This window comes from Pedobacter psychrotolerans (genome assembly GCF_004340665.1).
GTDB lineage: Bacteria > Bacteroidota > Bacteroidia > Sphingobacteriales > Sphingobacteriaceae > Pedobacter > Pedobacter psychrotolerans.
In genome coordinates, this window is record NZ_SLWO01000007.1 from 301148 (window position 1) to 326228 (window position 25081).

17 protein-coding genes are annotated in these 25081 nt (G+C 39.0%); 4 read left to right on the plus strand and 13 right to left on the minus strand.

Going from position 1 to position 25081, the window contains the following annotated elements:
- Positions 1-509: 509 nt before the first annotated feature.
- The gene (locus EV200_RS18135; RefSeq protein ID WP_132535193.1) at positions 510-6284 is read left to right on the plus strand and encodes a T9SS type B sorting domain-containing protein; all 5775 of its coding nucleotides are present in this window, start codon (positions 510-512) and stop codon (positions 6282-6284) included.
- Between the two features lie 8 nt (positions 6285-6292).
- Positions 6293-7213: a PorP/SprF family type IX secretion system membrane protein gene (locus tag EV200_RS18140; protein ID WP_132535195.1), complete on the plus strand. Its 921-nt coding sequence runs from the start codon at positions 6293-6295 to the stop codon at positions 7211-7213.
- A gap of 395 nt (positions 7214-7608) precedes the next feature.
- On the opposite strand, the gene EV200_RS18145 is transcribed toward EV200_RS18140, so the two are convergent.
- The 8 genes from EV200_RS18145 to trpD form a co-directional block, all read right to left on the minus strand.
- Positions 7609-9018: a TolC family protein gene (locus EV200_RS18145; RefSeq protein WP_132535197.1), complete on the minus strand. Its 1410-nt coding sequence runs from the start codon at positions 9016-9018 to the stop codon at positions 7609-7611.
- The gene (locus tag EV200_RS18150; RefSeq protein ID WP_132535199.1) at positions 9005-12190 is read right to left on the minus strand and encodes an efflux RND transporter permease subunit; all 3186 of its coding nucleotides are present in this window, start codon (positions 12188-12190) and stop codon (positions 9005-9007) included. The genes EV200_RS18145 and EV200_RS18150 overlap by 14 nt, the downstream gene beginning before the upstream one ends.
- A gap of 52 nt (positions 12191-12242) precedes the next feature.
- Positions 12243-13433: an efflux RND transporter periplasmic adaptor subunit gene (locus EV200_RS18155; RefSeq protein ID WP_132535201.1), complete on the minus strand. Its 1191-nt coding sequence runs from the start codon at positions 13431-13433 to the stop codon at positions 12243-12245.
- 73 nt (positions 13434-13506) lie between these two features.
- A complete protein-coding gene (locus EV200_RS18160; RefSeq protein WP_132535203.1) occupies positions 13507-14112 on the minus strand; it encodes a TetR/AcrR family transcriptional regulator in 606 nt (201 codons plus the stop codon).
- A gap of 741 nt (positions 14113-14853) precedes the next feature.
- A complete protein-coding gene (trpA, locus tag EV200_RS18165) occupies positions 14854-15621 on the minus strand; it encodes a tryptophan synthase subunit alpha (RefSeq protein WP_132535205.1) in 768 nt (255 codons plus the stop codon).
- A 91-nt stretch (positions 15622-15712) separates the two neighbouring features.
- A complete protein-coding gene (gene trpB, locus EV200_RS18170) occupies positions 15713-16894 on the minus strand; it encodes a tryptophan synthase subunit beta (RefSeq protein ID WP_132535207.1) in 1182 nt (393 codons plus the stop codon).
- A 265-nt stretch (positions 16895-17159) separates the two neighbouring features.
- On the minus strand, positions 17160-17765 hold the full coding sequence (locus EV200_RS18175) for a phosphoribosylanthranilate isomerase (protein WP_229676692.1): 606 nt from the start codon (positions 17763-17765) through the stop codon (positions 17160-17162).
- Positions 17766-17794: 29 nt separating this feature from the next.
- Positions 17795-18781, minus strand: coding sequence for an anthranilate phosphoribosyltransferase (trpD, locus tag EV200_RS18180; RefSeq protein WP_132535211.1), 987 nt, complete (start codon positions 18779-18781; stop codon positions 17795-17797).
- Between the two features lie 306 nt (positions 18782-19087).
- Between trpD and EV200_RS18185 the strand changes: the two genes are divergently transcribed.
- Complete coding sequence (locus EV200_RS18185) at positions 19088-20032, plus strand: ion channel (RefSeq protein WP_132535213.1); 945 nt, start codon at positions 19088-19090, stop codon at positions 20030-20032.
- 64 nt (positions 20033-20096) lie between these two features.
- On the opposite strand, the gene EV200_RS18190 is transcribed toward EV200_RS18185, so the two are convergent.
- The 5 genes from EV200_RS18190 to recR all read right to left on the minus strand — a co-directional run bounded on the left by EV200_RS18190 (position 20097) and on the right by recR (position 23416).
- Positions 20097-20354, minus strand: coding sequence for a Txe/YoeB family addiction module toxin (locus EV200_RS18190; protein ID WP_132535215.1), 258 nt, complete (start codon positions 20352-20354; stop codon positions 20097-20099).
- Positions 20345-20560 (minus strand): DUF2683 family protein, encoded by a 216-nt coding sequence (locus EV200_RS18195; protein ID WP_132535217.1) that lies wholly within the window; start codon positions 20558-20560, stop codon positions 20345-20347. Before EV200_RS18195 ends, EV200_RS18190 begins: the two co-directional genes overlap by 10 nt.
- A gap of 65 nt (positions 20561-20625) precedes the next feature.
- On the minus strand, positions 20626-21471 hold the full coding sequence (locus EV200_RS18200; protein WP_132535219.1) for an alpha/beta hydrolase: 846 nt from the start codon (positions 21469-21471) through the stop codon (positions 20626-20628).
- A 389-nt stretch (positions 21472-21860) separates the two neighbouring features.
- Positions 21861-22673 carry an SDR family oxidoreductase gene (locus tag EV200_RS18205; protein WP_132535221.1) on the minus strand — a complete coding sequence of 271 codons (813 nt, stop codon included), beginning with the start codon at positions 22671-22673 and terminating at the stop codon, positions 21861-21863.
- Between the two features lie 125 nt (positions 22674-22798).
- Complete coding sequence (gene recR, locus EV200_RS18210; protein WP_132535223.1) at positions 22799-23416, minus strand: recombination mediator RecR; 618 nt, start codon at positions 23414-23416, stop codon at positions 22799-22801.
- 141 nt (positions 23417-23557) lie between these two features.
- On the opposite strand from recR, the gene EV200_RS18215 reads away from it, so the two are divergent.
- Positions 23558-25066 (plus strand): sodium:solute symporter, encoded by a 1509-nt coding sequence (locus EV200_RS18215; RefSeq protein ID WP_132535225.1) that lies wholly within the window; start codon positions 23558-23560, stop codon positions 25064-25066.
- The last annotated feature ends 15 nt before the right edge of the window (positions 25067-25081 follow it).

Genomic DNA, 25081 nt, shown 5'->3' on the forward strand with positions numbered 1-25081 from the left:
CCATTTACACATTCAATAACTTTATAATCCACCCATTCTTTCATTCAATAATTCAATCATTCTATAATTCAATCATTTATCAATTAACTCATTACTAAAAATTTATTAACATCGCAGTTAATATTCTGATAATTAACTACATTTAAATCATCAATGGCTAACTATCATTGATAACCGAACACAACTAATTTAACATCCCCTCAATATTGAATTAATATTTGAACCCTATTTTTACGTCCTAAACATCCCATATGCAAAAAAATCTACTTCAATAGGCTGCTTTTCCAGCTAAATTGTTTCGCTGTGCGATTCAATTTCCCATTTATTCAGGCAAAATGATACACCCTTTAGTGGAATTATCTTGCTATGGATATGATCCAACAATTATCCTTAACCTATTAATCGGTAAGTTTTAAGCGTGTAAGTTAAAATACTGACTAAAGATTCCATTATCGCTTCATCTTTTCTTGTCTGCAAGAAGGAGGCCTTTATCATCCCTGTAAAACTGTATGAAAAAAATTCTACTTTTATCCCTCTTGTTCCTGATTGCGGGCAGATTATTCGCTCAGGTAACACTCAACACTTCGCCCTATCTCGAAAATTTTGACGGAATTGGCACCGCACTTCCAGCTGGTTTCACCGTGAGAACAAATGCAACAGCCACTGCATTAGGAACATCTGCAAACCTTACAACAGCAGCTACTGCCTGGAACAATGTAACTGGTGCATTCAAAAATTTTGCATCGGCAACAGCCGGATCAACCGCTACAACTACTGTTCAGGGTTCAGCTACAGATCGGGCTTTAGGTTTAAGGCAAACCGGAGGTGTAGGAGATCCTAACGGGGCTTTTGTTTTTCAACTGGCCAACACCACTGGCAAAACTGGCTTAAAACTAAGCTTTAACTTACAATCTTTAGATGCTGGATCACCAAGGCAAGCCACCTGGCGGGTAGATTATGGAATTGGAGCGGCACCCACTGCATTTACTCCAGCAACCACTACCGGGACATTAACTACAGGAAATACTTCCTTCACGAATAATACGGTAAATGTTGATTTTGGAACAGCCTTAGATAATATTTCGAATACGGTCTGGATCAGGATTGTTACCATAACCGCAACCACCGGAGCAGGAAACCGCCCTTCCACAGGTATTGATAATTTTAATTTGTCCTTCACATCGGGTGGAGGCGTATCAACCCCTACCTTAACTGCATCAACAACAAGTTTATCCTTCGGAAACCAAAGCATCGCTACAAACTCTGGTACTCAAAGCTTTACAGCAAAAGGAACCAACACCACTGCAAATACCAATATAACTACCGCTACGCCATTTTCAGTATCGAAAGATAATAGCGTTTTTTCTACTTCAATTGCATTTACACCAGCAGAAATATCTGCAACACCAACAGTATATGTCAGGTTTAGCCCAACGGTAGTGGGTGCATCATCAGGCAATATTGCCCTTACTAGCACAGGTGCAGCAACTGTAAATATTGCTTTATCCGGCACAGGTGTAGTGGGAGATGTTTCTCCACCAGTTACCACCAGTGCTTATCCAAAAACCAGTAATCCAACTTTAACAGAACTGACCTTAACCAATAATATCAACGAAGCTGGAACCAGCTATTATATTTTACTCCCTACAGGTGCAAATGCCCCAACTCCGGCACAGGTAAAAGCTGGTGTAGATGCATCAGGAACGGCAGCATTCAAGTCAGGTTCATTCGCCAACACGGCTAATACAGATGCTTCGGTAACTGTAACTGGCTTAACAGCCGGAACAGCTTATACCTTTTATGTAGTCGCACAAGATGCCGCCGGAAACTTACAAACAGTTGTAACTACTGCAGATGGAATTACAAACAACCCACCTTTGGTAAGTGCTCCCGTTATCATCAGCCAGTATTATGAGGGAACATCTGTAAATAAATGGATAGAATTAACCAACCTGAGCAATGCCCCTATTAATACATCTTCACCACAATTAAAACTGGCATTATATAATATTTCTGGTGATGCCGGAAACATCAATATCACCGGTGCACCATCACAAATCGTAAATTTAAACTTCACCATTCCCGCACGTGGATCAGTATTGTTGGGTAACACCGGAAATAGCAATACCGAAATTCCGTATCTAACCACTGCGAGTGCAGTATTAAATAGCAATGCCGTAATTAACTTTAATGGAAACGACGGTGTGGCTTTGCTCGATGCCAATAATAATATCATTGATGCTTTTGGGCAAGGGGTAAATGCGAAGGATGTTTCTTATGTAAGAAGTTTGAATGTTACGGCACCAAGCCCGACCTATATTGATGATGACTGGACTAGAACCACGATGGCCTTGGTTCAAAATGCCATTGATGATGATGATGCAAATCGTTTAGGTGTTCATTTCCCGCCAAACTTACCCGTTTGCGCAGCGCCATCAACCCCAGCTACAGCATTAACTTTTAACAGTGTAACCACCAATAGCATTTCGGCAGGTTTCACTAAATCAACCGATGCAAACGAATATCTGATCATCAGAAGCCTGAACAATACTTTAACTGCTTTGCCAGTTGATGGAACCGTTTATAATGTGGGTACCTCATTTGGTGGCGGCGTTATCGCTAACAGAATCGTGACTAACGTATTTACAGATAATGGATTAACTGATGCAACGAACTATACCTATTTCATTGTTCCATTAAATAACATCTCTTGTACAGGAGGCCCTAAATATTTAACCACTGATATTTTAAGCGCAAGCCAGGCTACCAAAGCCTTGCTGCCCTGTGCAACTCCGGTAGCCCAACCAACCAATTTTACCATCACTTCATCCAACTATAATTTTATTCAGGGCGCATTTACAGCAGCCAGCGGTGCAGATGAATACCTGGTGGTGATGAGTACCACCCCTACTTTAACAACTTCTCCGGTAGATCAAACGACCTATAACATTGGCGATCCATTGGGCGGAGGCATCGTGGTTAAAAGAGGAACCGGCGGAACTTTCATCAGAAATGGTTTGTCGCAAAATACCAATTACTATTTCTTCATCTATTCCATTAACAGTGCTTGTAGTGGCGGACCATTATACCTGAGCACTCAACCGCTTTTGGGTAATCTTAAAACCGGAATTTTAGATGTAAATAAGCTCAATTTCTATTATGGAAATTTACATAGTCACAGTAGCTATTCTGACGGAAATAAGGATGATCTAACCAAAAAGCCTGAAGATGATTATGCATTTGCCAAGAACTCTATGAATTTAGATTTCCTGGGCATATCGGAGCATAACCACACACAGGCCGGAATGTCGTTAGCAAGCTGGCAGCCTGGAATAGATGCTGCTAAGAAAGCCACTACATCTACCTTCGTGGCCATGCACGGTATGGAGTGGGGCGTAATTAGTGGTGGCGGTCACGTGATTGTTTACGGAATTGACTCATTGATTGGCTGGGAACCGGGAGAAAATCAGATTTACGTACCAAAAAGTGTGTATACCGGCCCTGCTGGATTATTCAGGATCATCAACAGACATGGATTAAATGCTGTGGCAACATTGGCACACCCTAATACAACCGATTATAACAATATTTCTGCGACGTATGATTTAAGTGCAGACAGTGCAATTGTAGGTGCCGCTTTAGAAAGTGGACCAGCATTTTCAACCAACATTACCTATTCAGACCCGGCCAGCTCTATGAGTTACCTGAGTTACTATAACAGAATGCTCGCCAGGGGTTATCACCTGGGTGCCAGTATCGATCATGATAACCATAATTTAACCTTCGGCAGGCACACCAAGGCCAGGTTAGTGGTACTTGCCCCTGCCCTTACCGAAAATGATTTGTTAGATGCGATTAAGAAAATGCGCTTTTATGCTTCGCAGGATTCTGCGGCAAAAATCGTCTTTACTATAAATAAACAACCCGTTGGCAGTGTATTCAAAACAGCTGGCGCACCACTTATTGAGTTAAACTCGATTACAACCAGCCCGGTAACGAGTATTAAAATCTTCTACGGAACCCCAGGCAGCGGTGTAAATCCAGTCGAATTAACCACAAGCACCACCACCAATTTAACTTATACAGATAATGCGCTGGCAAATCTGGCAACAGGCTATTACTATGCTGATCTTGTAGAAGCAGACGGAAGCCGGATCATTACTTCTCCTATTTGGTACAGCAGAGATGATGCAACCGTCAAGTCTGACCAAACCATCACCCTTGCAGCTGCAAAAACAGTTACCTATGGCGATCCTGATTTCCCGATTGGTGCAACAAGCGATAATACCAACATTAATATTACCTATACCAGTAGCGATACCAACATTGCAACCATTAGCAATAACGATATCCATATTGTAAAAGCAGGTACCGTTACCATCACCGCGAACCAGGCAGGCGATACATTTTTCAATCCCGCCGTGGCAAAACAACAAGTTTTAACCATTGCACCTAAAAAAATTACCGTAACTGCTGATGCAAAAACCAAGGTAGAGGCCACTGTAGATCCAGCTTTTACCTACACATCTACTCCAGCATTAATCGGAACAGATATTTTCACAGGTGCCTTAAGTAGAAACCCTGGAGAAACAGCAGGCGATTATGCCATTACCCAAGGCACATTGGCATTGAACGCAAATTATGCCATTGATTATCAAACCGCCAACCTGCGTATTTATGCTAAACCAGTTGCTGCTGTAAGTTCAAATGTTTCGGTTCCCCTTAATGCTACAGCTCCGGTAATCACATTTACCGCATCGGCAGGCACAGCTCCATTTACTTTTACCTACAACATCAATGGCGGAACAGCTCAAACGGCAACATCAAACACCAATACGGTAACCATTACAGCACCTACCAATACAGTGGGCACCTTTACTTATACCGTAACCAGTATTACCGATGCCTACAGTACCCAACCGCAAAATATTTCTACCAGTGTAACAGTCAACCCAATTCCTGTTGCAACCATTTCAGGAACAACGGCACTGTGCTTAAATGGTGCTGCACCTACGGTAACCTTTACTGGTGGAAACGGTACCGGGCCATATGTTTTTACCTATAATATAAATGGAGGAACCAGCCAAACCATTACCACTACTGCTACAAATACTACTGCAACCCTTGTTGCACCAACAAATGTAGCAGGTAGTTTCAATTACAATTTATTAAGCGTTTCTGATGTAAATGCAGCACAAAACCAAAGCGGAACAGCAACAATAACCATTAGAACATTGGCAACAGCAAGTGTTTCCGGATCTACTGCTATTCCACAAAATGGCACTGCACCAACCATTACTTTTACCGGTGCAAACGGAACTGCCCCTTATACTTTCACCTACAACATTAACGGCGGCAACAATAACACCATCACCTCAACAGGAAATGTGGCAACCATTGTTGCACCAACAACATCCGTTGGTAACTTTGTTTATAATTTAGTTAATGTTGCTGATGCCAATTGTGGGCAAGCACAAACCGGTTCTGCAACTGTAACAGTTCGTCCATTACCTTTAGCAACCATTACCGGAAACTCTTCAGTATGTAATTTCACCAACTCGCCCGTAATTACTTTTACAGGTTCAGCTGGTACCGCTCCATATACCTTTACTTATGCTATAAATGGAGGCAGCAATAGAACAATTACTACCAATGGAACAACCGTTACTTTAAGTGCACCTACAAATATTACAGGCACATTTGTTTATCGTTTAATTAGTGTGACAGATGCCTTTGCAACACAAACACAAAGTGGAACTGCAACGGTAACGATAAATCCACTTCCTGTAATTAACATCAGCAGCAGCAATGTATCCGTTTCAAAAGGTGAATCCATAGTTTTAACAGCAACCGGCGGTTCACAATATAGCTGGACGGGAGCTGACATCATCAGCGGGCAATCATCAGCTACTGCCACCATCAGGCCAAAACAAAGTGGAAACTATAAAGTAACAGTAACCAATGCCAGCGGCTGCACAAGCGATCAAAGTATTTCCATCAATGTGGTAGATGACTATAAATTAGAGGCCAGCACGGTAGTTACGCCAAATGGCGATGGCTATAACGATCGGTTCATTGTTAAAAACATTGATTACTATCCAAAAAACACCCTGAAAATTTTTGATAAAGCCGGTCGGATTTTATATACCAAACAAGCCTACGCTAATGATTGGGATGGAACGGTAAACGGAAGTCCGCTTGCTGAAGGAACCTATTACTATATCATTGATTTAGGAACAGGCATCCGAACATTTAAAGGTTATATCAATATCATCAGAGACTAATTACAGACATGAAAGCAATTACAAAAAACATAAAGCAAATAAGTCGCGTAACGTTTCTATTTGCCGCGGGCATCATATTTTCTAAAACAGCAGAGGCGCAAATCCTCCCTTTAAATGCGCAATATTTTCAGAATAAATACCTCGTTAATCCATCAATGGCGGGTGTTAATGAAGGTTTTAATATCAATGCCAGCTTCCGTAAGCAATGGTCTAATATTCCTGGTGCACCCATCACGCAAAGCGTAACTTTAGATCAACAAGTGAATAAAGTTGGCTGGGGCGTTAATATTTATAATGAAAAATCGGGCGGTATGCAACGCACCAAAGCCGTTGGAACCTTCGCTTATCATTTACCCTTAAGCAGCGATAACCAACAATTAAATTTCGGGATTTCATTCGGTGCCAGTCAGGATAAACTAGATTTAAGTAGTGTGCAGAACAGCGATATTAATGACCCTTCAATAGCCCGTTTTAATGATCGTGGTTATTATTTAGATGGCGATTTTGGTGTTTCTTATCTTTCAAACGGACTTACCGTAGAGGGCGCTTTGCCCAATATGCGTTCCGTTTTCAGAAATGATGATTTGAATTTCGCGAACAAGCCAACATTTTACTCAGCTGTTAGTTATAAATTTAACTTCGGCAGTGGCATCAACGCCATTAGTCTGGAGCCTAAGGCAGTTTTCAGAGGCATTAAAAATTATGATAACCTTTGGGATGCTGGTGTAAATGCCAATTTCGCCAATGATAAACTATATGTGATGGCCATGTACCACAATACACAAAATGCCACCATAGGTTTTGGAATGAATTACAAATCTTCCTTGTATTTCATGGCCTATTACAACACCGCAACCTCTGCAATCAGCGGTTATACCAATGGCGATTTTGAAGTGAACATCAGGGTGAATATTAGTAAGAAGCCATAGACCCCTATCGTAGAATCCAACTCCCCTCCTTTTTTTAAGGAGGGGTGCCCATCGGGCGGGGTGGTTCGATTCGAAAAACCTCGTTATTCCTACCGCAGTGGAGGAATCATTGAACTAACCCCTATCCGCTTGTCGGCACCTTTCCCCTGAAAGGGAAAGAGAAAAGCCATTCTTCGCACCAACTGATTGGCACACTGCTATCGGGCATAGTAGATTCTGTGTGGAATGAAGTCAGTAGATTAAAACGCAGAGATCCTTCGTGCCTCAGGATGACAGCAAAGGTGGGAAGAGAAGATAACACACACATGGATTATGCCAATGGCGATTTTGAAGCAAACATAGGGATATGCAAACGTATAAGGTCCTAAAGACCTTATACGTTTAATTAATAGCATTTAATTCCAGCCACCACCTAACGAACGATATAAACCTACAACCGCATTCAGCTGTTCGGTTTTAATGGTCGTTAATTCCAGTTCACTTTGCAATAAATTCCCTTGGGCAGTTATCACCTCTAAATAATTTGCCATACCACTTTTAAATAATAAACTCGCGTTTCTGGAAGCCTGTTGTAAAGTCTGTGCCCTCTTTTCAGCAATGCTATATTGAGTTCTTAGTTTCTCAAACTTAGTGAGTTCATCAGAAACCTCACCCACTGCATTAATTACCGACTGACGAAACTGAATCACCGTTTTCTCCCGGTCAATTTTAGCCAGTTCTAAATTGGATTTAAGCTGACCGCGTTGAAAAATCGGCTGCGTAATTCCACCTGAAACCATACCGAACAATGATGCCGGCATACTAAACCAGTTACTTGCTTTAAAGGAGTTGATTCCGCCACTTGCCGTAATCACCAATGAAGGATACAGACTTGCTTTGGCCACACCTACTCTGGCGTTAGCTACGTTTAAAGCTAACTCTGCAGATTTAATATCCGGCCTTCTACTTAATAACGCAGAAGGGAAACCAGCATTTAAATCTTTTGGAATGGTCATTTGATCTAATCGGCTTAAGCGGACAATCGACTTAGGCAAAGTTCCAATCAACACACTCAAGGCATTTTCCTGTAGGGCTACGTTCTGCTCCAAACGAGGGATGAGTTGAGCCGCATTTAATTGCTGCGCTTCAGCCTGTTGTATGGCCAATGAAGTTACCTGGCCCGCATCAAACTGTAAGTTGATAATCCTTAAAGTACTATCATTCAGCATCAGATTTTTTCTTGCAATATCCAATTGTGCATCCAGCATTAGCAAATTGTAATAACCCTGTGCTACATTGGCGACCAAACGGGTTTGAATCGCTTTTCTAGCCTCTCCGGTTTGCAAAAAACTGGCTAAAGCGCCAGCTTTTTGATTGCGGATTTTACCCCAGATATCTGCTTCCCAAAACACACCCAGATTCGCATTGTAATCTTCGATATGGGTAGTTCCGGTAAATTGATTTAAACTTAAGCCGTTCAAACTGTTATCAGAAGGGCGACTCGAACTGCCCGTAACCTGCAACTTCAATTCTGGAAGATAACCTAACTTAGATTGTTTGAACAATACTTCAGCAGCATCGATGTTCTTCAAGGCAATCTGCATATCATAATTTCTAACCAGTGCTGTATCAATTAAATTTTGCACCGTAAGGTCATTGATAAAGCTCTTTAGCGGTAAGTCGCCAATGCTTGAAGAATCTTTTGGCATTGAATTTCTAAACATTCCAGGAGCCAGACTTTCTGGTAAAGCCAGATTTTGAGAAACTGAACATCCGCTCCAGATCATAGCAAGGAGCAGGATGATAAATATATTAAACCGTTTCATAAACTACATTTTTTACAGGTTCTTCATGATGAACAACCTCATTTGATTTTGAAATTTTTTCTTGTAAAGCCTGGAAAATCACGAAGAGTACCGGGATGATGAACAAGCCCAGAATTACCCCCGAAACCATTCCGCCTGCGGCACCAATACTAATCGAATGGTTACCCTGCGCCGATGGACCAGTGGCCCCCATCATAGGTATTAAACCAACGATGAAAGCAAGAGAAGTCATAATAATCGGACGTAATCTTGATTTTGCAGCCTCTAATGCGGCAGCGATTAATGGTTCACCTGCTCGTCGTCGCTGAACAGCAAATTCCACAATAAGGATCGCATTTTTTGCCAACAGTCCAATGAGCATGATCAAGGCCACCTGAACATAAATATTATTTACAATTCCAGTTAAACCTATTGCAACAAATACCCCAAATATTCCGGCAGGGATAGATAAAATTACCGCTAAAGGCAAAATATAGCTTTCGTATTGAGCAGATAATAAGAAGTAAATAAAGATCAGACACAATAAAAAGATCACGGTAGATTGTCCACCAGAAGAAATCTCTTCTCTGGTTTGGCCGGAAAATTCATAGCTATAACCTGCTGGCAAGTGCTTTTCAGCCACTTCTTCAATTGCTTTAATAGCATCACCCGAACTAAAACCTGGTTTTGGAATTGCATTAATAGAGATGGAGTTAAACAGATTATATCTTGATGCTGTTTCAGAACCATAAATACGGGTGAGTTTAACCAATGTATTTATCGGTACCATTTCGCCACGGTTACTCTTCACAAACACCCTGTCTATAGCAGATGGATCTGCCCGGTCTTGTACATCAGCCTGAACAACCACGCGGTAATATTTCCCGAAGCGGTTAAAATCTGATGCCTGCGCACTACCGAAATAAGTCTGCATCGTTTGCAAAATGTCTTTCACATTCACACCTAACTGGTCAGCTTTTTCATCATTAATGTCCAATTGCAGTTGCGGATAATCAGCTTTGAAACTGGTAAATGCAACGGCTATTTCAGGACGTTTCATGAGCTCACCGATAAACTGTTGAGAGATGCCACTAAATTTATCCAGCTTCCCACCTGTTTTATCTTGCAACACCATATCCAAAGCTTCCACGTTACTAAAGCCCGGAACGGTAGGAAAACTGAACACGAAAAAACTACCACCAGAAATGGCACCCAATTTTCCACGCACCTGATTCATGATCTCCTCAATATTTTTTACCTGACCACGTTCTTCATTCGGTTTTAATAATACAAAAACTACTGCCGAAGATGGACTGGTTGAGTTGGTGAGCAGGTTGAAACCCGATACAGCAGTTACATCTCTTGAAGCATCCAATTTGCTTAAAATATTTTCTGCTTCCGTCATTACTTTCTGGGTACCATCTAATGAAGTGCCTGATGGTGTATTTACCGCAATGGCAATAAAGCCCTGATCTTCTGTCGGGATGAAACCCGAAGGTGTACTTTTCACCATAAAAACAGTCACCAGTGTAATCAACGCCAAACCACCTAAACTCAACCATTTATGGCGTACCAAAAACTTAAGGCCACCTACATAGCGATTGGTTAAAGCATTAAAACTGTGGTTAAATCCATTAAAGAATCTTTGCTTAAAATTCGGTTTAACTTCAGTCTTTTCGCTATGTGCGGAATGATTATCCTTTAAGAACAATGCAGCCAGAGCCGGGCTTAATGTCAACGCATTAACCGCTGAAATCACAATCGCAATGGCCATGGTAAAGGCAAACTGACGGTAAAAAACACCCGTAGAACCCTCCATAAAACCAACCGGAAGGAACACTGCAGCCATCACTAAGGTAATAGAGATAATTGCACCCGTAATTTCATGCATGGCTTCGTGTGTAGCCACCTTCGGCGGTAAATGCTTATGCTCCATTTTAGCATGCACCGCCTCTACCACCACAATCGCATCATCCACCACAATGCCAATGGCCAGAATCAAAGCGAAAAGCGTTAATAAGTTAATGGAAAACCCAAATAACTGCATGAAGAAAAATGTACCCAAAATAGCCACCGGAACAGCAATCGCTGGAATTAACGTCGATCGAAAATCCTGCAGGAAGATAAACACCACAATAAAAACCAGAATGAAAGCTTCCACTAAAGTATGCTCTACCTGCTCAATAGATTGATCAAGCGCAACCTTAGTACTATAGAAAATATTCTTTTTAATCCCGGCAGGAAAGCTTTTCTCTGATTTTTCCATCAGCTTATTAATCGCCACCTGAATATCATTTGAGTTTGAACCAGCCAATTGGATGATACCAATTACAATTCCTTTTTTACCATTCAATCGTGTAATACTATTATAAGAATAAGCACCCAATTCTACCCTTGCCACATCTTTCAGATGCAGAATAGAACCATCGGCATTGGCGCGTATAGCAATATTTTCATACTCTTCTGGTTTGGTTAACTTCCCTTTGTACTTAATTACATATTCAAAAACTTCTTTGCTTTTCTCTCCGAATTTTCCAGGGGCAGCTTCTAAACTCTTATCCTGAATGGCTTTCATCACCTCATTAGGAGTAACCTGATAAGTAGACATTTGTGAAGGATTTAACCAAACACGCATAGAATAATCTTTTGATCCACCAAAAATTGCAGCCGAACCTACACCCGGGATCCTCTTTATCTCAGGAATAATATTGATTTGCGCATAATTGGCCACAAAAGTTTGATCGTATTTTGATTCATCCTCAGTGTACAAGCCAATGGCCATGATGAAACTATTCTGTTGCTTAGCTGTGATAACACCTTGCTGAACAACTTCGGCAGGTAACTGACTGGTAGCCTGCGCCACACGATTCTGCACGTTAACCGCAGCCTGATCAGCATTGGTACCCAATTTAAAGAAAACAGTGATCGCTAATGAACCGTCATTACTGGCTGTAGAACTCATGTAAGTCATGTTTTCTACCCCATTGATTGATTCTTCTAAAGATGGTGCAACCGAACGTAAAACGGTTTCAGCATTTGCCCCCGGATAAACCGCCGTAACCAAAACAGATGGAGGTGCAATATCAGGAAACTGTTGTAAGGGCAATTTAGTCAGGCCAAGTATCCCCAGTATTACCAATAAAATGGAGATTACAGTTGCCAGTACAGGCCTTTGTATAAATATTTTAAACATTATTTCTTATTTTATTTTTTTCATTACTACACAATGTGCTTTAATCTTTCAGCTATAATTGAGCAGCTTTGTTTGATGCCTTGTCAGGAGTAATTACTTGTCCCTCCTGCAAACGGTCGAGACCACTTAATACAATCTGATCACCGGATTTAACTCCATCTTTAATCAGATAATTACTGCCGCTTTTTCCAATCACAGTAATAGGCATTTTGCTTACCTTATTTCCTTGGTTTACGGTGAAAACAAATACTTTATCCTGCATTTCTATGGTTGCTACCTGCGGGATCAGAATTGCATCAGGATGCTGTAAGCCCAAACGAATCTTTCCCGTATTACCTGATCTTAAAACTCCATTCGCATTTTTGAAACTAGCCCTCAAAGTAATGGCACCAGTATTTTTATCAAACTGACCATCAATCATGTCAATTTTTCCTTTAACCGGATAAGTTGTATTATCTGATAAAAGAAGTTCAACAGCAGGAAGATGACTGATTCTTTCAGCGGGCGTTTTACCCGCATAATTGGCATTAAAGCTGTTGAAATCGTTTTCAGCTAAAGCAAAATAAACATGCACTTCGTGAATATCGGATAACTGCGTCAAAGCATCTTGGTCAGTTGGAGATACCAAACTCCCTTGTTTTTTTGGAATCCGGCCGATGTAACCACTTACAGTTGCCTTTACATTGGTGTAACCCAGGTTAATCTGTGCAGATGCTACACTGGCCTGTGCTTGCTCGGCATTGGCCTGAGCAATTTTATAAGCCGTTTTCGCAGTCTTTAACTGGAAATCAGAAACCACTTTATTTTGAACCAATGGTGTTAGTTTATCCACTTCCAACTGGGCATTTAATATGGCCGCTTGGGCAGCATGCAAACTTGCTTTTGCATTGTTCAAAGCTTCACGGTAAGGACGATCATTAATTTTGAAAAGTGTTTGTCCGGCAGTAACATAGGCACCTTCGTTTACCAAAACACTTTGCAGGTAGCCGCTCACCTGTGGACGAATATCAATATCTACTGCACCTTGAATGGCTGCAGGATAATCAATATAAGTGGTTTGAGTACTTTCACTAACCTGGCTAACTGGCAGTACCGGCGGCGGTGGCGCAGCTGCAGTTTGGCTTGGTGAAGACTTACAACTTATTAAAATGAAAGACAATGTAGAAATAATTAACATGGACTTAACTTGATTAAATGATTTAACACTGTTAAGTAAAATAAACAAGCGATGGATAGCATTCATATGAGTAAAAATTATGGTGAATTTAGCGTGTATAAATAATCTAACAGCGTTAGATTATTGGGTAAAAAAAAAATTAACTATTAATTGATAACGTGATACCTTTAATGGCATCCTTTAAAATTTGCTGGTTAAGTTCATCAGTTGTTCTTCCATTCGGCCGAACCAGATTAATGGAAATTAAACCGTGTATAATTGACCAATAGGTATAATACTTCATGCAGATATCATTTTCAGAAACTGGTTTCTTCTTAAATAAGGATTCAATCACGTCACCTAACATATTAGAAACATGCTCGGCCTCAGACATAGATTTCTTAACCGTACAGCAGACCATATCCACACCATACATCAATTGATAAAATTCCTTATGCGCAAAAGCAAAGTTCCAGTAAGCAACCCACATGGCTTCCATTTTATCGGCAGCTGATTCATGTTTGTCTCTGGCTTCACGAATATCTTTGGCTAAAATCAGGTAACCCCTTCTGGTTAATTCGAGAAGTATACCGTCTTTATTAGAAAAGTATTCGTAAATAATGGGTGCAGTATACTCAATTTGATCAGCAATTTTACGCATACTTAAAGACTGCCAGCCTTCTGTTTGAACAATGTTCAAGGCTGCATCCAGAATTTTTGTTCTGGTTTCATCTTTTAGTCGTAAAATTCTTTCCTTACTTCCCATGATTTGGAATGTGATGTGATAAATAATCTAACACTGTTAAGCAAATGTAGAATCAATTCCAGAATTCACAATCATTAATTTGTCATAAACATTTATTTTTAATTTTAGATCGAAAAATAGAGATTTAAAGCTTTTAAACGAACATTTTGAATTAAACTATTTTTATGGAAAAACATATATTAATGATGTGTCTTTACATAAAAACTACTGACAGGGTGCCATAACGAACTCATGAAAGAACTAACATGTAAGGCATATAAGTTGCATATAAGCTTCTTGGCTACAATGTTCTTACATTCCTTATATGGTTAAAAAATACTAGTACTTAAACTGAATCATAAAATTAGCTACGCTTCCATCTAAATTTTCGTCCACTAAGGAAAATTACCATGTAAGGCATATAAGTTAAATATAAGCTCCTTGGCTTCAATGTTCTTACATGCCTTATATGGTCAAAATACTTGCACTTAAACTTCACCATAAAATTAGCTATGCTTCCATCTAAATTTTTATCCACTAGAGAAAATTACTATATAAGGCATATAAGTTACATATAAGCTCCTTGGCTTCAATGTTCTTACATTCCTTATATGGTAAAAAAATATTAGCATTTAAAATGCAACATAATTAGCTGCATTTCTTATAATTTTTCATTCATGAGGGAAAAATTATTAGACAAGGCATATAAGTTACATATAAGCTCTTGAGCTGTAATGTTCTTATATGCCTTATATGTTAAAATTAATCTTTAAATTTTTTCATAAAACCACTCACGCTCTCTTCCAAGTTTCCTTCTTCAATTGCCTTAACAAATGCAGTTCCGATAATCGCACCATTTGCATAAGCACATGCTTTATCAAAAGTTTGTTTATCACTGATTCCGAAACCAATCATCGTTGGATTTTTTAGATTCATCGCTTTAATTCTACCAAAATAAGATTCAGTAGTATCACCAACCTCCAGGTTTTTACCCGTTGTTGCCGACGATGAAAGCAGGTAAATGAATCCGTTGGTTAAACCATCAATTTTATGGATTCGCTCTTCAGCAGTTTGTGGAGTAATTAAAAACACATTACTCAAATTGTGCTCTTCAAAGCAACCTTTATAAAATTCCTCATATTCAACCATGGGCAAATCAGGCACAATACAGCCATCAACACCCACTTCTGCGCAGGCTTTACAGAAATTTTCTACACCAAACTGTAAAACCGGATTCACGTAGCCCATCAGCAACACAGGAATAGTTACATTTTTACGCAAGTCTTTTAATTGTTCAAAAAGCAGTTTCAGTGTCATGCCCTGATCCAGGGATTTTTTGCTACTCGCCTGAATTACGGGTCCATCAGCTACAGGATCTGAATATGGGAAGCCAATCTCCAGCATATCTGCACCTGATTTTTCTAAAGCCTCAGCAATGCGAATGGTATCATCGGTGTTTGGATAGCCAGCAGTAAAATAAATCGATAATATGTTTTTCTTCAATTCGAAGATTTGTTTGATTCTGTTCATTTTTTTAACCTTTCCGTCATTGCGAGGTACGAAGCAATCTGATTTGAGGATTTAAGCAGATTGCTTCGTACCTCGCAATGACGATGTGCTTTTATAAATTAAAATATTTAATATAAGTATCTAAATCTTTATCTCCCCTACCCGATAAGCAAATCACCACATTTTCGCCGCCTTTAAATTCCATTTTCTCTAAATAAGCCAAGGCATGTGCACTTTCAATCGCAGGAATAATTCCTTCCAGTTGGGTAAGCAATAGCCCTGCATCTAAACTCTCTTCATCGGTAATCGAAACATATTTTCCACGTCCGGTTTTAAATAAATGCGCATGTTGCGGACCAATACCGGGATAATCGAGTCCTGCAGAAACCGAATGTGGCTCTACTACTTGTCCATCTTCGGTTTGCATCAGAATACTACGGCTACCATGTAAAACCCCTTCTTTGCCCAGATAAGTTGTCGCTGCAGAAAGCCCGCTTGAAACACCTTTCCCCGCAGCCTCAACAGCAATTAATTTTACGTTTTCATCATCCATAAAATGATAAAACATACCCATGGCGTTACTTCCGCCACCTACACAAGCCAGCACATAATCGGGTTGATCATTTCCGGTTTGTGCAATCAGTTGCTTTTTAGTTTCTTCTGAAATAATGGATTGGAAGATCGCCACCATATCAGGATATGGATGTGGCCCAACTACCGAACCGATGATGTAATGTGTGTCAACCGGATTGTTGATCCAATCACGCATAGCTTCGTTAGTTGCATCTTTTAAAGTTTTACTTCCAGAACTTGCCGGAACCACCTTCGCACCTAACATTTTCATCCGGGCAACGTTTGGCGCCTGGCGTTCAATATCCACTTCACCCATGTAAATTACGCACTCTAAATTACGTAGTGCACAAACGGTAGCCGTAGCTACACCATGCTGACCAGCACCAGTTTCGGCAATGATTCTTTTTTTACCAAGCTTTTCTGCCAACAAAATCTGACCAATGGTATTGTTAATTTTATGGGCTCCGGTATGGTTTAAATCCTCTCTTTTCAGGAAAATATTGGCACCATATCTTTCAGATAATCTATTGGCTAAATATAATGGTGAAGGGCGACCAACATAATCTTTCATTAACTGATGAAATTCTTTCTGAAAATCAGCATCATCAATAATCTTTAAATAATTCTGACGCAATTCTTCTACGTTCGGATAAAGCATTTCGGGGATATATGCACCTCCGAAATCTCCATAATATCCTTTTTCGTTTACTTTGTATTTCATATCTTTTTTATCTAATCCGCTGGTTAAAACCAACTCTTATTTCCCATGACTGAAGTCATGGTCTATGTTTAATCTTTACAAATCGTCATTTCGACCAAGGTGGAGAAATCTTTGTAATTGAACCTTAGCTTTAAGCTATATTTTACCCTATCCTTCAGTCGAAATGACAAATAATCGATTTTGTCATTCTGAGGAACGAAGAATCTGTTTAATATTAGCAGCAGTATTTCATCGCTTGCAGATACTTCGTGCCTCAGTATGACAGTTAATTATTTATTCCTGTGATAAACGCTTTAACCTTCTCTAGATCCTTAACACCAGGCTCAACTTCAAACCTACTGTTAATGTCAAGCGCATATAAACGAGTATCATTTATTTTAGCAATTGCAGCCGCATGTTCCAAATCAATTCCACCACTCAGGAAGAAAGGTTTATTCAACTTATAACTTTCCAGAATCTTCCAGTCGAAAGTTTTGCCAGAACCACCATGCGATTTAGTCTTGGTATCAAACAGAAAATAATCAACTACATCCTGATAATCATTTAACACCGCAAAATCAAAATCTTCATCCAAACCAAAAGCCTTGATCATTTCTACATCTTTTGCAAATAGCTTTAACGCCTTACAATATTCTATTGATTCCTTTCCATGTAACTGAACAGCTTTAAGTTGATATAGATTTACTTTTTTCTTCACAACCTCCAAATCCTCATCTACAAAAACGCCAACGGTTTTAATTTCTGATGGAATATATTTAATCAGTTCTGCCGAAACATCACTAATAAAACGTGGTGATTGATCGTAAAAAATAAAACCCAAATAGTCCGGTTGCAGACTTGCTACCGCAGCAATATTCGCAGCGAATTTCATTCCGCAAATTTTTAGTTTCAATTGATCCATCAGTCTACAAGCTTTTTAAAACTTTCAAGTGCTTTTTTACTGGTTAAGGATTCTTCTGCTTCATAAAAGCAATCAGCAAAACTGCTCGTTGGTTTTATGGTTTTAATTGCCAAAGCAGCATTGCAAAGCACAACATTGCTCTGCGCATCAGTCGCCTCACCATGAAGTACATCCATAAATATTTTGGCTGAAGACGCTACAGTATCACCACCTTTGATATCATCAACAGAAAGCTTTTCAAAACCCATATCGTTTAAAGTTAAAATGCTTTCCCCCTTGTTATTAAATGTTTTCACATCGCATGTGAGTGAAATTTCATCATAACCTTCCAGCGCATGAACGATAGTGTAATTTTTGGTCGTATCCTGATATAAATAATTGTACAAACGGGCCAGTTCCAAACTAAAAACCCCTACCATTTGGTATTTAGGTTGAGATGGATTAACCATTGGCCCCAACATATTGAAGAACGTTTTAATGCCTAAATCTTTACGAATGGGCGCTACAATCTTCATTGCCGGATTAAACAAAGGCGCATGTAAAAAACAAATACCAGCTGTATCCAAATTGCGTTTTAAAACATCCTGATCATTGGTAAATGAATAACCCAGATACTCCATTACATTTGAAGAACCACAACCCGAAGACACACCATAGTTGCCATGTTTAGCTACATGATGTCCCGCCCCTGCTACCACAAATGATGATAGCGTAGAAATATTGAAGGTATCTTTGCCATCACCCCCCGTTCCGCAGAGATCAATCAGTTCGTAATTTGAAAAATCCACTTTAATGCCTAAATCCAACATGGCATCACGGAAACCTTGCAATTCATCTACCGTGATGTTGCGCATGGCATAGGCCGTAATGAAGGCAGCAATCTGCGAAGAATTAAATTCACCCTGGGAAATAGAAATGAGGATATTCTTTGATTCTTCCCTGCTGAAACTTTTATTTTCAAATAAATGGTTTAATATTCTTTTCATGTTTTTATATCCCTCTTACCGTCATTCTGTACTTGATTCAGAAATTTTTTACATAGATGCTGAACTAAATCCGATAGCTATCCGATCAGCATGACGGTCTTTTAAAAAAATCGCATAAAAAAAGGATTGCTTTTTGGGCAATCCTCTTCGTTGTGTATAAAATATTTTAAAATATATAACAATAGAATTTGCCTAACGAATTTCGTTATGCCACCACCAATTGTTATTTAAGTTTTTAATTATCATGTTTGTATAGAACAAATATTGATATACTTTTTTATAATTCCAAAATCTTTCTAAAAATATATGTCTTTTTTTAAGAGAAGAGTACAGTTTAATGATGATCTGGGTTTTGGCTCCGCTCCCGTGATCAAAAACCAAAGGGTATTAAATACAGATGGAACACCAAACATCGAGCGGACTGGCTTGCCATGGTTCAAGTTTGATGATACTTATACCCGCCTGGTAACCATGAGCTGGCCCCGGTTCTTTCTGGTGATCCTGATCGCCTATCTCATTGTAAATACCCTCTTTGCGGTTGCCTATAATGTCATTGGAATTGAGAATCTGAATGGCGCAAAAGGCATTACTTTAAGGGATCAATTTTTTGATGCTTTCTTTTTCTCTGCCCAAACCATTTCAACGGTGGGTTACGGGCATATTTCGCCACAAGGATTTATCACCAGTGTACTGGCCGCTTTTGAAAGCATGCTGGGTTTACTCGCTTTTGCATTGGCAACAGGTTTATTATATGGCCGTTTCAGCAGACCTACTTCTAAAGTTTCTTTCAGCAAAAAAATGGTTATTGCCCCCTATCACAATGGCAGTGGATTGATGTGCAGATTGGTAAACTTAAGGAAGAATGCCTTGATTGATATTGAAGCACAAATGATCGTCACGTTTAATGAAACCATTGAGGGAAAACTTAAACGTAGTTTTTATCCCTTGGAATTAGAAAGAAACAACATCAGCATCTTGTCCCTCAACTGGACACTTGTTCATGCAATCAATTCAGATAGCCCATTATTTGAAAAAACTTTAGAGGAACTCAAGATAGCGGAAGTAGAAATTTTTGTGATTGTAAAGGCTTTCGATGATACGTTTGCACAAACCATTCACACCAGAACCAGCTACCAGGATGAAGATATAGAATGGAACGCTAAATTTGAAATTATGCATTACCATAATGAAGAAGGCAAAACGGTAATGGATTATAGTAGATTAGATGAGATAAATAAAGTGGTAATTTGATATTTAAACTACATTGATTCTAAAAAACTGTTAAAGGAGTACAATAGTAATGTAGACTTTCGTACTAATAATGGTACTTTAGTTGAACAATAATGATTTTATCTTCTAGCACCTGATAAACAATTCGATGTTCATCATTAATCCGCCTAGACCAAAAACCTGTCCAATTGTATTTTAAAGCTTCAGGTTTCCCTATTCCGGTAAAGGGTGTATCTAATATTGATGCGATTAATTCAGAGATTTTCTTCTGAACCTGCTTATTACCTGATTTTTTCCATTCCTCAAGTTGCTTCTGAGCATCAAACGTAAATTCTATTTCCATAAATCAGCAACAGCTATTTTTACTGTTTGCCCATTTTCGGCTTGTTTAATGCTTTCATCAAGTGCTCTCTTATTGGCAATTGATTGACTAAGATAAGATGTCTCATCTTGTTCTACTTTTTTAAAGGTAACATCCAAAGCTTTAAGAATCGCTTTAATTGCAGATAACTGCTTTTTATCTCGTGGCTGTATAATTAATGCTTCCATAGTAACAAATTTACATTTTTTTCAATTAATTTCATCGGGCAATTAATAGCGTTTTATTATAAATTCTATTTACCAGAAATCGTTTTCTGCATAAATCCCACAATCTCCTCATACAAATCATTTCCGCCCCATATCATCTGACTTATCATAGGCACGTGGCTTTTCCCTTCAATCTCTTTAATTTCTACAGGAATATGGTTCGCCTTTAATTTTTGATATAACCTGGGTGTTTGCAATTTAATCGCTTCGTAAGTCTTGCTTCCATAAAACAACAAATGCGGATTTTTAATGTTGTTGACGTAATTTAATGGCGATGCTACTTTCCATACTTCAGGTTTATCCGTAAAGGTTCTGATAAAATCAAAGTAAAAACTGTCCTTTTTAGCAGTAGTAAGGTATTCATGTAAATCCAGTCCGAAGGGATCATTTAAGATTACGCCTTTAATTGGATTTTTGATTTTGGCATGATCAAAATATTTTGGATCCGCGTTGATTAGTTCCGCTAAATGCGCTCCTGCTGAATGACCCATAATGAAAATCTTACCCGGACTTGCCTTATAAGTAGAGATATTTTCTTTAACCCACTTCACAGCCAATGCACAATCATCAGCCATTTTTTCATATTGAACATCAGGCGCAAGCGGATAATTTATAATCACGGTAACTATACCTTTCCTGGCGAAATTCCTCCCTAACCACCAATACGTTTCTTTCTTGCCACTACTCCAAGAACCACCATGAATAAAAATCAGAACAGGTTTATTTTCAACATGATCGGCCTTGTAAAAAACATTAAGTGAATTTTGTTCTTTAGTGTTGTGGGCATAATTGATATCCTTAGCCGTTTTTACCTGAGCCAATGCTGTTATCGTTTGAAACAAGAGTATTACTATAAAGAAGTATTTTATCATATTTGAAATGGATTTTCCATGCAACTTAACAAACGAAATCGTTGGCATAGTGGATTTATTAAAAAGTATCAAGTAGCGAAAATCAAGTATCAAGATTGGAAATTCACAAAATCCTTCCACTGTCCCCCAATTAAGATAATATCGTGTGAATGCAATGCGATGAATTTTAGGAGATAAAAAACAATTGTGATTGAACAGCCACCATGCTCGTCCACCCAACTTAGCCTTACCATTATATCTTCGTTCTACTCCAATCCGGCCTAACAAATTTTTCGGGATACACAGTCAAAGCCAAACTACTAACTTAAATAGAAAAATTTTCAGCCGGCAATTTTTGTTTCCTTTTTGTTGTCAAAAAGAAAAAAGCCCGTCCGGCCAGGACAAAACCATTACCCTTTTATCAGCGGATTCTTCTCCTTCGCAAATAAATCAAATACCTTTTTATCTACAAAAGCTGGGAACAGCTTATTCATCCACACGGCCAATTTTCCCTGTCCTGTCATCACCAAAGTCCGTTTGCGTTTCTCAATACCATCAGCAATAATACCAGCAACTTCTTCAGAAGTCATCATTTTGCCTTCATCCATACTGGTTTCGCCATGTGCAGCACCATCTTTTGATAAAGCGGTAACGCGGATGTTGGAAGCCGTAAATCCCGGGCAAGCCACTAAAACATTTACACCCGTTTTCAATAGTTCTGTCCGCAAAGATTCCATGAAACCATTCATCGCAAATTTTGAAGCAGAATATCCTGTCCGTCCGGGTAACCCGCGGTAACCAGCGATGGAAGAAATTCCGACCACCGTACCCTTAGTTTTTAGAATTTCTGGCAAAGCATATTTAGTGCAATAAACCGTCCCCCAGAAATTCACATCCATCAGGTTTTTAAGTACAGATAAATCCAGGTCATTAAATAATGCACGCATGGATAAACCAGCATTGTTCACCAGAATATCAATTTTCTGGAACGAAACCAATGCCTGTTTAATAAGCAATTCACAATCAGCCTCCTTACTCACATCGGCCTGAACGGCGACGGCTCTAATCTTATATTTCTTTTCTAAATCAGCAGTAATTTCGCAAAGTGTTACATATTGACGGGCAGCTAAAACCAAATTGGCGCCACGTTTAGCAAATTCTTCGGCACAAGCTTTTCCAATTCCGCTGGATGCCCCGGTAATGATGATAACTTTATTTTTCATTTATAGTGAGTTGGGTTTTTAGTTGTTTAGTTTGTGGACTTGGAAAGCTTCTTTTTGGGAGTTACTAATTGGGCATTGGGGCTATGTTCTAACCAACAAAACAACTAACCACCAAAACAACTAAACTATTTCATCATCGCTGTTTCGTAAGGTACACGGGTGATAATGGAGCGGCCGAGTGTAATCTCATCGGTATATTCCAGTTCTCCACCAAAAGCAATTCCCCTGGCGATGGTAGTTACCGGAACATTAAATTCTTTTAAGCGCTTGTACAGATAAAAAAGTGTAGTATCACCTTCCATATTCGGACTCAAGGCCAGAATAATTTCCTTAATTCCCCCGGCAGATACCCTGGAAACCAATCCATCAATAAACAAATCAGTCGGGCCAATACCATCCATAGGAGAAATCAATCCACCTAAAACATGATAAACCCCATAATACTGTCCGGTATTTTCAATGGCCATTACATCACGGGTATCTTCCACCACGCAAATCGTTTCCTTATCACGCTTAGGCGAAGTACATATTTCACAAATTGTAAAATCTGAAATATTATGGCAGATGCTACAATGTTTAATTTGTTGTTTAAGCTTAATAAATGTATTGCCAAACTGATTCACTTCCTCCTGTTCCTTATTTAAAAGATGTAAAACCAAACGCAATGCCGTTTTTTGTCCTACACCAGGTAATTTAGAGAATTCGTTTACTGCATCTTCAAGCAGTTTGGATGAAAAATTCATGCACAAAAATATGAAATAGTTGTTTGGTTTTTTAGTGCTTTGGTTTTTTAGTTATTTTGTGACAGTACCGAAAAAACTAACCATCTAACCAACAAAACAACTAACATTAATTTCTTACATTTAACAGCTTAAAACAAAAATATGTCGCCAACTATACTTTTATGCTTTCTAATCGGTTACTTTTTATTGCTGATTGTTATTTCATTCGTAACCTCTAAAGGTTCGTCAGATAATAACTCGTTTTTTGTTGCCAATAGAAATTCAAAATGGTATTTAGTGGCATTTGGAATGATTGGAACAGCACTTTCAGGTGTAACCTTTATTTCCGTACCCGGCGAAGTTGGTGCGCCAGCCGGAAACCAATTTCAGTATTTCCAGTTCGTTTTAGGCAATGCAGTTGGTTTCATTATTATTTGCACGGTATTACTGCCGCTGTATTACCGGATGAAACTCACCTCCATTTACAGCTATATTGAACAACGATTAGGGCATTACAGTTATAAAACCGCAGCTTCCATATTTTTGCTCAGCAGAACACTAGGTTCAGCCACCAGGTTATATTTAGTGGTGATTGTTTTACAGCGCTTCATTTTTGATAACTATGGCATTCCTTTTTGGCTAACGGTGCTGATATCACTTGCCCTGATTTGGTCATACACTTTTAAAGGTGGCCTAAAAACCATTATCATTACCGATACTTTACAAACATTTTTCCTTGTTCTATCCGTTTTCCTCACCATCTATTTCATTTGCAGCAGCCTCAATTTCGATATTCCACAGGCATTTGAAACCATTAAAAGCAGCAGTTATTCAAAGATTTTCTTTTTAGATGATTTCTTAACCAACAAATTCTATTTCAGCAAACAGTTTATTGGCGGCATTTTCGTAACGATTGCCATGACTGGTTTAGATCAGGATTTAATGCAGAAAAACCTGAGTATGGGTACCATTAAAGAGGCGCAAAAAAACATGTTCACTTTTACTGGTGTATTTGTAATCCTGAATGTATTCTTTTTAAGTGTTGGCGCTTTATTGTACATTTTCGCTGCTAAAAATGGCATCGATATCCCATTAGATCACATCACTGGAAAGCCGAGAACGGATTTGTTATTTCCAGAAATTGCCTTGAATAATTTAGGTGCTATTCCCGCCATTATATTTATGCTGGGTTTAACAGCAGCTACTTTTGCCACTACAGATTCTGCATTAACGGCACTTACCACATCTTTTTGTGTAGATTTTTTAGGCATGGCAAAGGCTGAAAATGCCAATGCAAAAGATGCCGTAAAAAAGCGCCATACCGTTCATATCGCATTTTCCATTTTGATGTTCTTAGTCATCATTGTCATCAACACATTAAACAGTTCATCTGTAGTAAGCTTAATATTTACCATTGCTTCTTATACTTACGGACCACTTTTAGGCTTGTATAGTTTTGGATTATTTGTAAAAAAACGCGGACTCCATGATAAATTAGTGCCAATAGTTTGCATATTATCGCCTTTTTTATGTTACTTGCTTTCCACGTATTCAACCCGCTTATTAGGAGGGTACGTTTTTAGTGTTGAACTGATTTTAATTAACGGTTTAATTACTTTTATAGGTTTGCTTTTTATCAGCAAAAAGACTGATGCGCAAACACAATTTTAATATTAGAATAGCGTA